The sequence below is a fragment of the Neobacillus endophyticus genome, from assembly GCF_013248975.1.
In the GTDB taxonomy this organism is placed as follows: domain Bacteria; phylum Bacillota; class Bacilli; order Bacillales; family Cytobacillaceae; genus Neobacillus; species Neobacillus endophyticus.
Genome location: NZ_JABRWH010000001.1, coordinates 3,189,356 through 3,202,128 on the forward strand (window position 1 = coordinate 3,189,356; position 12,773 = coordinate 3,202,128).

Consider the following 12,773-nt stretch of genomic DNA (forward strand, 5'->3'; position numbering starts at 1 on the left):
AAAAGTGATAGAAACGCTATTACTTTTTGGATTTTTTTAATGAAGGAAAGCCGATTATTATCTAGGATGGATGTGCAATAGATGGTAAATAGTATGACAGGCTTTGGCAGAGGGAAAGCAGCATCGGAATCCTATACCGTAAATGTAGAAATAAAAACAGTCAATCATCGTTTTTCTGAAATAAGTATTCGTATGCCGAGGCAGCTTTTAAAGATGGAAGATAAAATTAAGAAAAGGCTGAACAAGCATATTCACCGAGGCAGGGCAGAGATCTATGTAAGCGTAGAAGGTGAAGGTGTTGTGACCAGAAGCATTAGAGTGGATTGGGATCTGATTGATGAATATTTCCAGTTCGTTAAACAGGCCATGGAAAAATACGGGATCGAAGGAAATGTTACACTTCAAGAACTGCTGAACCGTTCTGACCTTATACATATTGAAGAATCAGAAGCTGCGAACGAAGAACTTGAAAACCTGGTTCTATCTGCTGTGGAAGAAGCAATCGTTTTACTTAGACAAATGCGAAACACAGAAGGGGAAGAATTAAAAAAGGACCTGCTTATTATCTTAAACCGTCTGGAATCAGATTTAACGGAGCTTCAGGAGCTTGCACCGCTGGTTGTAAATTTCTTTAAAGACCGGCTGATGAAAAGAATGCAGGAATTCACTGGGGGGCTGCTTGATGAAACAAGGCTTCTAACAGAAGTTGCTGTGTTTGCAGAAAAAGCAGATATTAATGAAGAAATAACGAGGTTAAAGAGTCATATAGGGCAATTCATCCAAACCTTAAATACGGTTGAATCTATTGGAAGAAAACTGGATTTTCTTGTTCAGGAAATGAACAGGGAAGTAAATACAATTGGTTCAAAAGCGAATGACTCACGGATTGCAACAAAAGTAGTAGAAATGAAAAGCTTGCTGGAAAAGCTTAAAGAACAGGTCCAAAATATCGAATAAGCATTGTTTAGATGTTGTTTGATACGGTCAAAATATATTATTGATGATTGGATGATTATTGTGATTAAATTGATTAATATTGGGTTTGGAAATATTGTTTCCGCTAATCGGATTATTTCAATTGTCAGCCCTGAATCTGCTCCAATAAAAAGAATCATTCAAGATTCCCGGGACCGGGGATCATTAATTGATGCTACATATGGCAGGCGTACTCGTGCGGTGATTGTGATGGACAGCGGCCATGTGATCCTGTCAGCAGTTCAGCCTGAAACAGTGGCCCATCGTTTATCGGACCGTGATGAAATTATTGAGGAAGGGTAGGAGTTTTTTGAATATGCAGGAAAAAGGTTTATTAATTGTTCTTTCAGGGCCATCAGGAGTTGGAAAGGGTACGGTGCGCAAGGAAATTTTTTCGCATCCTGATACGGCATTTGAATACTCTATTTCTATGACTACCCGAAAACCTCGAAATGGAGAAATAGACGGGGTAGATTATTTTTTTAAATCCAGAGAAGAGTTTGAAGAATTAATCCGGCAAGAGAAGTTATTAGAATATGCCGAATTTGTGGGAAACTATTATGGAACACCTGTAGATTATGTTCGTGAAACATTAGATGCAGGAAAGGATGTTTTTTTGGAAATTGAAGTAAAGGGTGCCCGCCAGGTTCGTGAAAAATTCCCCGACGGATTATTTATTTTCCTTATGCCGCCAAGTTTAACTGAATTAAAGAATCGGATTGTGACAAGAGGGACTGAAACAGAAGATATCATTCAAAATCGGATGCTGTCGGCCCGAGAAGAAATAGAAATGATGGAATTATATGATTATGTTGTTGTAAATGACGAAGTGGAACAAGCCTGTGAGCGGATAAAAGCAATTGTAAGGGCAGAGCATTGCCGCCGGGAACGGGTTGAACATATCTATAAAAGATTATTGGAGGCTGAATAATATGTTATATCCATCTATTGATGCATTACTTGAAAAAATTGATTCAAAATATTCACTAGTTTCTGTAGCTGCAAAGCGTGCGCGTGTTATGCAGATAGCAAAGGATGAAAGATTGCCAAAATACGTTTCACATAAGTATGTTGGAAAGTCCCTTGAGGAAATTTACAGCGGTGATTTAACATATCGCATTGCTAAAAAAGTGGATACTGCCGCTAGTGAACAATAATTAACCATACATGGCAGGATTGAAAGGCCTGGTGAAAAGGATCATTCCTTTGCATCAGCCTTTTTATTTTTTGTAGATTGATACTCTTGCGATGCTCTTGGAGTATAATCCAACAGGTACTATAGCACTAAAAGAAGTTTGTCGAATCAAGTGCGAAAAAAGGTGAAAAAAAGTTGATGTTCTTGCATAATAAAAGGTAAGTGAAAGAAGGAAAAGCGGGGGATCAGAATGTTAAATAATAAAAAAATTTTATTGTGTGTAACTGGAGGAATTGCAGTATACAAGGCTGCCGCCCTAACGAGCAAACTGGTTCAGGCAGGAGCGGAAGTCAAAGTCTTGTTAAGCGAATCAGCAGCAAAATTTGTTACTCCCTTAACCTTTCAGGCATTATCCCGCAATGAAGTTTACATAGATACTTTTGATGAAAAGAACCCTCATGTGATTGCCCATATAAACCTTGCTGACTGGGCCGATTTAATCCTTGTTGCTCCGGCAACAGCTAATACAATTGGAAAACTGGCCAACGGGATTGCTGATAATATGGTCACAACCACGTTACTCGCGGCCACAGCTCCAGTATGGATTGCGTCAGCAATGAATGTCCATATGTATGACCACCCGGCTGTTAAGAAAAATATAGCTCAACTAATAGAATATGGGTATCAATTTATTGAGCCTAGTGAAGGCTATCTTGCTTGTGGATATGTTGGAAAAGGCCGGTTAGAGGAGCCCGAAAAAATAGTTGATCTCATGGAACAATATTTTTTCAATGAAAATAAAAAACGCCTAAAAGGAAAAACAGTATTAATTACAGCTGGCCCAACAAGAGAAAAAATAGATCCAGTCCGTTTCATCTCCAATCACTCCAGTGGGAAAATGGGCTATAGTCTTGCAGAAGAAGCAAAAAAACAAGGTGCACGTGTTATTCTTGTTTCTGGTCCAGTACAATTGCCAGTGCCTGCAGGTGTCGAAGTCGTAAAAGTTGAAAGTGCAGAAGAAATGTTTAATGCCTGCATGGATTATTATTCCGATGCGGATGTAGTAATTAAAACAGCGGCTGTTGCAGATTACCGTCCAAAAGTTGTGTACGATCATAAAGTGAAGAAACAGGATGGGGATACTGTCATCGAATTGGAAAGGACAAAAGATATTTTATATGAGCTCGGCCAAATAAAAAAACATCAAGTCCTAATCGGTTTTGCTGCTGAAACAGATCATGTAGAAGAATATGCTAAAAAGAAGTTATTTAAGAAAAATGCCGATATGATTGTCGCGAATAATGTAAAAACAGAAGGTGCAGGATTTGGAACCGACACAAATATAGTCACTTTCTTTAAACAGGACGGCACTATCACCAAATTACCGATTATGACCAAAACGGCGGTGGCGGAAAATATTTTTGTGGAAATTGATGGATTTTTGAAGGATAGAGAAAAACATGAGAATTGCTAGTGTCATTGTGGATGTTCCCGCCAAACAAACAGATAAGACGTTTGATTACCTGATTCCTGAACAATGGAGCGATATTATTCAACCGGGAATGAGAGTGATTGTCCCGTTTGGCCCCCGGAATGTCCAAGGGTTTGTGACAGGAATCAAAACAGAATCTGAATTTGTGAAGTTAAGGGAAATCATCGAGCCAATGGACCTTGAACCGGTACTGAATAAAGAATTACTGGCTCTTGGTGACTGGCTGACCGAACAAACATTGTGTTTTAAAATTTTTGCTTACCAAGTGATGCTCCCTGCAGCCTTAAAAGCAAAATACGAAAAAAAAGTAATCCTTGCTTCAGGTGTTCAGCCCGCAGATTTACCAGCAACATTACAATCTTTTTTTGAGCAAAACGACAGGATGGATTGGACTCAAGCATTACATCATGGGCTGGTTTCACTCATACAGCGGGAAGCAGCTAATGGCCGTCTTGAAGTGGTTTATGAAGTAAAAGAAAGGGTTAAGAAAAAAAGAGTAAAAATGGTCAGAAGTCTCGCAAATATTCATGAACTGGAGCAGGAAATGGAAAAGCTTCCTGCCAATGCAGAAAAGCAAAAGCTTGTCTTAAACTATTATCTCCAGCATGATCAACCTATCGAGCTAAAGCAGCTGACTGAGGAGCTAAAGGTTTCTTCGGCAACATTTAAAACATTAATTGAAAAAGGGCTATTGAAGACATATGAGGTGGAAGTATATCGTAACCCCTTTGAAAATAAATCGTTCGAACGAACATCCCCTTTGCCATTAACACAAGCACAACAAGGGGCAATTGAACCGATATTAAACTCGATTGAAACGAATCAGCACGAAGTTTTTTTACTATATGGTGTAACGGGCAGTGGAAAAACAGAAGTTTATCTTCAAGCAATTCAAGAGGTAATCGAAAAAGGGAAAGAAGCCATTGTGCTGGTACCAGAAATTTCACTTACGCCACAAATGGTCAATCGTTTTAAAGGAAGATTTGGTGATTTGGTTGCCGTTTTACACAGTGGTTTGTCTGCAGGGGAAAAATATGATGAATGGCGTAAGATTCAGCGTAAAGAAGTAAAAGTGGCGGTTGGTGCAAGGTCTGCGATTTTCGCTCCATTTGAGAATATTGGAATTATTATTATTGATGAAGAGCATGAAACAAGCTATAAGCAAGAAGATATGCCTCGTTATCATGCAAAAGATGTTGCAATTGAAAGAGCAAAAAAATACAACTGTCCTGTCATCTTGGGAAGTGCAACTCCATCACTTGAATCATTCGCCCGGGCACAAAAGAATGTGTATCATTTGCTGTCACTTCCAACAAGAATGAACAATCAGGCACTACCTTCAGTTGAAATTATCGATATGCGCGAAGAACTGCGTGCCGGAAACCGTTCAATGTTTTCTCGGAAACTATTTGAATTATTGAAGGACAGACTTGAGAAAGGTGAGCAGTCCGTTCTTTTTTTAAACAAAAGAGGTCATTCCTCGTTTGTCATGTGCAGGGATTGTGGATACGTGGTCAATTGCCCGAATTGTGATATTTCATTAACTTATCACAGAGCCGGTGGGATTATGAAATGCCACTATTGCGGATTTGAAAGTCCTGTCCCAAGAATTTGTCCAGAATGTACTAGTGAATATATTCGCTATTTTGGTACCGGTACGCAAAAAGTTGAAGAAGAGCTTGGTAAAATCCTTCCCGAAGCAAGAGTCATTCGCATGGATGTTGACACCACTGGACGAAAAGGGGCTCATGAACGCCTGTTATCAGATTTCCAAGATGGTAAAGCGGATGTTTTATTAGGTACACAAATGATTGCTAAAGGTTTGGATTTTCCAAACATTACACTAGTCGGTGTTTTGTCTGCAGATACTATGCTGCATTTACCGGATTTTCGCTCATCAGAAAAAACATTTCAATTACTAACACAGGTTAGCGGCAGAGCAGGTCGTCATCAGCTGCCTGGTGAAGTCATTATTCAAACCTACTCACCTGAGCATTACAGCATTATCTTAGCGGGTACACAAGATTACAATCTTTTTTATCAGCAGGAAATGATGGTTCGGAAAATGCATCATTATCCGCCGTTTTATTATTTATCGATTATAACAGTCACACACGAACAGCTTTTGGCAGCTGTATCGGCAACAGAGAAAATTGCTGGATACGTCCGCTCTCAGCTTTCAAATCAGGCTGTTGTTCTGGGCCCGGCAGCATCGCCGATCCCAAGGATTAATAATAGATATCGCTATCAATGTCTGATAAAATACAAGCGGGAACCGAACCTGACCAAAACATTGAAAACCATTCTTGATCAGCACCAAAGGGAATCAAAAGACGGATTGCTTGTTTCAATAGACGTCAACCCGTTTATCCTTATGTAATATAGGAGAAAATAAAGTATAAAAAGGGTATTTTGGAGTGCATTGTTGAATATTCCGTTAGATGATAGGAGCGGAAAACAACTGCCAAATTAAACAGTCCCATTAAATAGAAAATTTTTTGAAACATCTTTTAAGATGCTTATTGGAGGAAACAAATTGGCCATTAGAAAAATAGTCTGCTACCCGGCTGAAATACTAGAGCAAAAATGCCAAGAGGTAGTGAAATTTGATAAAAAACTTGCAAGAATACTTGATGATATGTATGATACGATGATTGAATTTGATGGGGTTGGTCTTGCCGCACCGCAAATCGGCTTAGATGCAAGAATTGCTATTGTCGATATTGATGACGAGACAGGAACTATCGAAATGATTAATCCTAAGATTTTAAAACAAGAGGGCGAACAATCTGGTCCTGAAGGCTGTTTAAGTTTTCCGGGATTATTTGGAGAAGTAACAAGACCGGATTTTGTCCAAGTAGAAGCCTTTGATCGTAAAGGCAGAAAGTATACATTAGAAGCTGAAGGGTTTTTGGCAAGAGCAATCCAACATGAGATTGACCATCTTGATGGAATCCTATTTACATCAAAAGTTTCGAGATATCTAGAGGAAGATGAGTTAAAAGGAGAAGAAGTTGAATGACGAAAATCGTTTTTATGGGAACACCCGATTTTTCTGTTCCAGTCTTGAGGCGAATTATCACGGATGGTTATGAGGTTATCGGTGTTGTGACCCAGCCGGATCGGCCTGTAGGAAGAAAAAAAGTGTTAACTCCTCCTCCTGTAAAGGTTGAAGCATTAAAACATGGGATTCCTGTGTTTCAGCCTGAAAAAATCCGTCAGCAAGAAGAACTGAATAAGATTCTTGCATTAAAGCCTGATTTAGTCGTAACTGCTGCTTTTGGTCAGATTTTACCAAAGGAACTGCTAGACGCCCCTAAGTATGGCTGTATAAATGTCCATGCCTCGTTATTACCAGAGCTTCGCGGCGGTGCTCCGATTCATTATGCGATTATCCAAGGGAAAAAGAAAACGGGCATTACGATTATGTATATGGCGGAGAAGCTGGATGCTGGGGATATTTTGACCGTAAAAGAAGTCCCGATCACTGAGGAAGATCATGTAGGCACTCTCCATGATAAGCTTAGTACGGCAGGAGCGGAGCTGTTGTCGGAAACTTTGCCGTTGTTATTGGAAGGAAAACTAACCCCAATGCCACAAAATGATGCCGAAGCAACTCTCGCACCTAATATTAAAAGAGAGCAGGAAAAAATTGATTGGGCTCATACCGGAGAAGAAATCTATAATCAGGTTCGAGGCATGAATCCATGGCCTGTTGCCTTTACCACTATGGACGGCCAAGTTTTAAAAATTTGGAAAGCAATGAAGGTAAAAGGATTAATGGGCGAGGCAGGGACCATTTTAAAAATGGAAGAGGACGGATTTGTTGTTGGCAGCGGCGATGATACTGCCATTAAAGTAATCGAGCTCCAGCCTTCAGGAAAAACCAAAATGTCCTGTGAGCAATTTTTAAGGGGAGCAGGATCGAAACTTACTTTAGGAATGAAATTAGGAGTATAATATGAAGTCTGCAATGAAAAAAAATGCCAGAGAAACGGCTATGGATCTTCTGACTGCGATTGAAAAAAATCAGTCGTATAGTAACTTGCTGCTTAACCATGCCATCAAGCAAAATCAACTTGCATCAAAAGATATAGGGCTCCTTACTGAGTTAACATATGGCACACTTCAAAGAAGAAATATTCTTGATTTTTATTTAAAGACTTTTGTTAAAAACAGCAAGAAAATAGAAAATTGGGTTATGCAATTGCTACGGCTGACACTTTATCAAATGGTTTACCTTGATAAAATTCCAGAAAGAGCTGCTATACATGAAGCTGTTGAAATAGCCAAAAAACGAGGTCATAAAGGTATTTCCGGTTTTGTTAATGGTGTGTTAAGATCTATCCAGCGTGAAGGGCTGCCAACATTAGATACCATAACGGATCCGGTAGAAAGGTTGGCCCTGGAAACAAGTCATCCGGTATGGCTTGTTTCCAGGTGGATCGAACAATTTGGGTTCGAAAAAACTAAATCAATGTGTGAAATTAATTTAACAGCACCATTACAAACGGCACGTGTAAATACAGCGAAAATTTCACGTGAGCAATGTTTCCTTCTTCTTGAAGAGGAAGGCTTTCAAATAGAAAAAAGCCCTGTCATACCAGAGGCCATTCGTGCAATTAAAGGAAATTTAGCTTCAGCTAAAGCGTTTGAAAATGGTTTGTTGACGATTCAGGATGAAAGCTCAATGCTCGTTTCCTATGCTCTTGGGCTAAGTGGAAATGAAAAAGTCTTAGATGCTTGCGCAGCCCCTGGTGGTAAAAGCACTCACATTGCGGAAAAACTGAATGCAGGTGGCCAGGTCATTTCCCTCGATCTTCATGAACATAAAGTAAAATTAATTCAAGATAACGCGAGCCGTTTAGGCTTGCATAACATAGAAACGTTTGTTTTGGATTCTAGAAAAGCTAGAGAGCAATTCAAAGTGGAATCATTTGATAAAGTGTTGCTTGATGCTCCTTGTTCAGGGCTCGGGGTGATGAGAAGAAAACCCGATATGAAATATACGAAGCAAGAAAAGGATATCACCCAGTTAAGCAAGATTCAGCAGGAACTTTTGGCGTCCGTTGCCCCATTGATAAAAAAAGGCGGTACTCTCGTCTATAGTACATGTACAATAGATAAAGAAGAAAATGAAAATACAGTAAAGACATTTTTACAGCTTCATCCGAAATTTGAGGGAGATCTTTCCTTTAAAAGCAGGATGCCAGGAGCTGTACAATCCTTGATCACTAGTTATGATCTGCAAATCTTTCCTCAAGATTTTGGATCGGATGGTTTTTATATTGCAGTCTTACGGAAGAAGGTGTAAGTTTTGGAACAATTAAATACAACGAAGATGGACACAGCATTGGAACAAAAAAAATCCATTTATTCACTCGAGCTTCACGAATTAAAAGGTTGGCTGAAGGAGATAGGCGAAAAGCCGTTTCGAGCCGACCAAATTTTTGACTGGCTTTATCAAAAAAGGGTGACATCCTTTGAAGAAATGAATAATCTCTCAAAAACGTTGCGAGACCAGCTTGCTTCGCATTTTCAAATGACTACCCTAAATACATTGATACAGCAAACATCGTCTGATGGAACCATTAAATTTTTATTTGAGCTGCACGATGGGTTTTCTATTGAAACCGTACTGATGCGCCATGAATATGGAAACTCGATATGTGTGACAACACAGGTAGGCTGCCGGATCGGCTGTACATTTTGTGCTTCCACACTTGGCGGGTTAAAAAGACATTTGGAAGCTGGAGAAATTGTTGCCCAGGTTGTAAAAGTGCAACAGGCGCTTGATGAGACTAATGAACGAGTCAGTTCTGTTGTTATTATGGGGATTGGTGAACCGTTTGATAACTATAATAATATGCTTTCGTTTCTAAAAATTATCAATCATGATAAAGGACTCAATATTGGGGCCCGTCATATCACGGTGTCAACAAGTGGAATCATTCCGAAAATTTATGAATTTGCCGATGAAAATATGCAAATCAATTTTGCCATTTCACTTCATGCACCTAATACGGAATTACGCTCGAAGCTAATGCCAATCAATAAGGCTTATAAACTTGATGACTTAATGAAAGCTGTGCGGTATTATATCGATAAGACAGGGAGACGGATCAGCTTTGAATATGGCTTGTTCGGAGGCGTTAATGATTCGATAGAGCATGCGGAGGAATTGGCAGAGCTTATTAAAGGGCTGAAATGCCATGTTAACCTAATACCAGTCAACTATGTCCCTGAGAGGGATTATGTACGTACTCCAAAAGATAAGATATTTGCATTTGAACGGACACTTAAAAGCCGCGGGATTAATGTGACTATTCGCCGGGAGCAAGGGTCTGATATCGACGCAGCTTGCGGTCAGCTCCGTGCGAAGGAACGGAAAGAGGAGACGATGTGAAGGTATGAACTCAGTATTTCTGACAGACCAAGGGAAGGTGCGTCTTCATAATGAAGATGCCGGTGGTGTGTTTATCAATCAGGACGGAAATCGCCTTGCCGTTGTAGCAGACGGCATGGGCGGCCACCGTGCCGGGGATGTTGCCAGCGGAATGACATTATCCCATTTAAAACAAGAATGGGAAGCTTCGAAGGGAATTACAACTGCCGATGTTGCCGAGAAGTGGCTGATGGAACAAATTTCAAAGGTAAATGGAATGCTGTTTGAGCATGCCAATAATCATTTGGAATGTGATGGGATGGGGACAACCATTGTTGCTGCCATTACAACGGATGGCTTTGCTGCATTGGCACATATTGGTGACAGCAGAGGCTATATTTTAAATGAATCCGGTTTTTCGCAAATTACAGAAGACCATTCTCTCGTGAATGAACTGGTAAGGACAGGACAAATTACCAAAGAGGATGCCGAACATCACCCGCGGAAGAATGTTTTATTGCGGGCTCTGGGAACGGAACGAACAGTGGAAATGGATATTAAAACGATTACATTTGAAGAAGGGGATATTCTGTTATTGTGCTCTGACGGGCTGTCAAATAAAGTAAGTGAAAACGAATTGGCTGAAATTCTTGTAATGGAAGTCGATTTGACACAAAGAGCTAGTACACTTATTACTCTTGCAAATGATTACGGTGGAGAAGATAACATTACATTGACGATTGTTGAGTTCCCTAAAAGCGGCAAGGGTGATGTTTAAATGTTTATTGGAAAAAGATTGAGCGACCGCTATAAAATCCTCGATATAATTGGTGGCGGAGGGATGGCAAATGTCTACCTTGCCCATGACATGATTCTTGACCGCGATGTAGCAGTAAAAATGCTTCGTCTTGATTTTGCAAATGATGAAGAATTTATCCGAAGATTTCATAGGGAAGCACAATCAGCGACAAGTCTTGCCCATCCGAATATTGTTAGTATTTATGATGTGGGTGAGGAAGGCGATCTTTATTATATTGTGATGGAGTATGTGGAGGGGCAGACATTAAAAAAATACATACAACAAAGGTCTCCACTAATACTAGAGGATATCATACGGATCATGAGTCAGTTGACTTCAGCTATTGCTCATGCCCATCATAACCATATCATTCATCGTGATATCAAACCGCATAATATTTTAGTCGATCATAATGGAAATGTTAAAATTACTGACTTTGGCATCGCCATGGCATTAAGTGCAACGAGTATTACTCAAACGAATTCTGTCCTGGGATCTGTACATTATTTATCGCCAGAACAGGCTCGCGGCGGCATGGCAAATGAGAAATCTGATATTTATTCCCTTGGCATTGTCATGTTTGAATTATTAACTGGCAGGCTTCCGTTTTCTGGTGAATCAGCTGTTTCGATTGCCTTAAAACATCTACAATCGGAAACGCCGTCGGTTAGACGCTGGAATCCAAGTATTCCGCAGAGTGTAGAAAACATCGTTCTAAAGGCAACCGCAAAGGATCCCTTTCATCGTTACAATAATGTAGAAGAAATGGAAGAAGACTTGCGTACATCACTTGATCCGGAAAGAATGGATGAACCTAAATTTGAATTGCCGTTAGATGATGAAGCCACAAAGGCAATACCGGTCATTACAAGTGATCATCCTGTGAAAAATTTGGATGAAACCCTTGTGCATAATCAGGAAAAGGCCGCAGTCCATGCAGCGAATACCGATCATAATACAAAGTCTGCCAAGAAAAAACGAAAAAAATGGCCGATAATATTAATATCTACTTTTTTGGTACTAGCGATACTTGGAACGGCAGCTGTTCTGATTTTACCGGGATTGATGGCATCAAAGGACATAAAGATACCGGACGTTACTGGTATGAATGTAGATGATGCTGTTTCTAAACTGAAATCTAAAGGAATTGGAATAGGGAAAAAATTTCAAATACCGGATGAAATGGTGAAAAAGGGAAAAGTAATTAGGACGGATCCTGATGCAGGCAATACAGTAAAGGAAAATACTAAGATCAATCTTTATATAAGTTCCGGGAAAGAAAAATATGAATTGTCCGATTATGTAGGACGTCAGTATGATGATGTTCTCCGCTTATTAGATGATCAAAACTTTAAAGAAATTAAAAAAATAGAGAAAAACGATGATAGTGATCCAGGAACGATTATTAGTCAAAACCCTCCTGGAGGTAAAAAAGTTGTACCAGAGGATACAGTTTTGGAATTTGAAGTGAGTATAGGACCTGAGAAAATTGTCTTAAAGGATTTAACGCAATACAATTTAAAAGGTGCCCAGGACTATGCTTCATTAGTGGGACTTAATCTTGATGCTTCACAGCAAAAGTATGATGATAATATTCCAGCTGGAATGGTTCTTTCGCAGTCTCCTGCTCCTGGAACGTCATTGCAGAAAGGCGATAAGGTCACAGTAGTTATTTCAAAAGGCAAAGAAGTGAAGCCGCCAAAAAGTGTAACAAAAGATATAACGATTCCATATGACCCGCCTGTCCCTGGTGAACCGGGACAGAAGCAGCAGGTTCAAATATATATAGAGGATATGAACCATAGCATGACTGAGCCTGCCCAGACCTTTGATATTACTGAAACAAAGACGGTTCCGATTGAATTAAACATCCCATATGGCGGTAAAGCTGGCTATAAAGTGATTCGGGATAGTAAGGTTATTTTAGATGAAGTGATTAATTATAATGATGTACCTTGATAATAATGAGAAAATCTATTTTGATCGG

General features: G+C 39.7%; 12 protein-coding genes. All 12 read left to right on the forward strand.

Features of this window, described 5'->3' with window-relative positions:
• The first annotated feature begins 81 nt into the window (after nucleotides 1–81).
• The 12 genes from HPT25_RS15765 to pknB all read left to right on the forward strand — a co-directional run bounded on the left by HPT25_RS15765 (nucleotide 82) and on the right by pknB (nucleotide 12,745).
• Nucleotides 82–957 (forward strand): YicC/YloC family endoribonuclease, encoded by an 876-nt coding sequence (locus HPT25_RS15765; RefSeq protein ID WP_173066054.1) that lies wholly within the window; start codon nucleotides 82–84, stop codon nucleotides 955–957.
• Between the two features lie 57 nt (nucleotides 958–1,014).
• The gene (gene remA / locus HPT25_RS15770) at nucleotides 1,015–1,278 is read left to right on the forward strand and encodes an extracellular matrix/biofilm regulator RemA (protein WP_173071186.1); all 264 of its coding nucleotides are present in this window, start codon (nucleotides 1,015–1,017) and stop codon (nucleotides 1,276–1,278) included.
• A 13-nt stretch (nucleotides 1,279–1,291) separates the two neighbouring features.
• Nucleotides 1,292–1,906 carry a guanylate kinase gene (gene gmk, locus HPT25_RS15775; RefSeq protein WP_173066056.1) on the forward strand — a complete coding sequence of 205 codons (615 nt, stop codon included), beginning with the start codon at nucleotides 1,292–1,294 and terminating at the stop codon, nucleotides 1,904–1,906.
• Nucleotide 1,907: 1 nt separating this feature from the next.
• Nucleotides 1,908–2,132 (forward strand): DNA-directed RNA polymerase subunit omega, encoded by a 225-nt coding sequence (rpoZ, locus tag HPT25_RS15780; RefSeq protein ID WP_173066059.1) that lies wholly within the window; start codon nucleotides 1,908–1,910, stop codon nucleotides 2,130–2,132.
• A gap of 228 nt (nucleotides 2,133–2,360) precedes the next feature.
• The gene (coaBC, locus tag HPT25_RS15785; protein ID WP_173066062.1) at nucleotides 2,361–3,584 is read left to right on the forward strand and encodes a bifunctional phosphopantothenoylcysteine decarboxylase/phosphopantothenate--cysteine ligase CoaBC; all 1,224 of its coding nucleotides are present in this window, start codon (nucleotides 2,361–2,363) and stop codon (nucleotides 3,582–3,584) included.
• Nucleotides 3,571–5,982, forward strand: a complete 2,412-nt coding sequence (priA, locus tag HPT25_RS15790; RefSeq protein ID WP_173066065.1) for a primosomal protein N' — start codon at nucleotides 3,571–3,573, stop codon at nucleotides 5,980–5,982. Before coaBC ends, priA begins: the two co-directional genes overlap by 14 nt.
• Before the next feature lie 156 nt (nucleotides 5,983–6,138).
• Nucleotides 6,139–6,624, forward strand: a complete 486-nt coding sequence (gene def / locus HPT25_RS15795) for a peptide deformylase (RefSeq protein ID WP_173066068.1) — start codon at nucleotides 6,139–6,141, stop codon at nucleotides 6,622–6,624.
• Nucleotides 6,621–7,562 carry a methionyl-tRNA formyltransferase gene (fmt, locus tag HPT25_RS15800; protein ID WP_173066071.1) on the forward strand — a complete coding sequence of 314 codons (942 nt, stop codon included), beginning with the start codon at nucleotides 6,621–6,623 and terminating at the stop codon, nucleotides 7,560–7,562. Before def ends, fmt begins: the two co-directional genes overlap by 4 nt.
• 1 nt (nucleotide 7,563) lies before the next feature.
• A complete protein-coding gene (rsmB, locus tag HPT25_RS15805) occupies nucleotides 7,564–8,916 on the forward strand; it encodes a 16S rRNA (cytosine(967)-C(5))-methyltransferase RsmB (RefSeq protein ID WP_173066073.1) in 1,353 nt (450 codons plus the stop codon).
• A 3-nt stretch (nucleotides 8,917–8,919) separates the two neighbouring features.
• The gene (rlmN, locus tag HPT25_RS15810) at nucleotides 8,920–10,008 is read left to right on the forward strand and encodes a dual-specificity RNA methyltransferase RlmN (RefSeq protein ID WP_173066076.1); all 1,089 of its coding nucleotides are present in this window, start codon (nucleotides 8,920–8,922) and stop codon (nucleotides 10,006–10,008) included.
• 4 nt (nucleotides 10,009–10,012) lie between these two features.
• Nucleotides 10,013–10,765 (forward strand): Stp1/IreP family PP2C-type Ser/Thr phosphatase, encoded by a 753-nt coding sequence (locus HPT25_RS15815; protein WP_173066079.1) that lies wholly within the window; start codon nucleotides 10,013–10,015, stop codon nucleotides 10,763–10,765.
• Nucleotides 10,766–12,745, forward strand: coding sequence for a Stk1 family PASTA domain-containing Ser/Thr kinase (pknB, locus tag HPT25_RS15820; RefSeq protein WP_173066082.1), 1,980 nt, complete (start codon nucleotides 10,766–10,768; stop codon nucleotides 12,743–12,745).
• Nucleotides 12,746–12,773 lie beyond the last annotated feature (28 nt).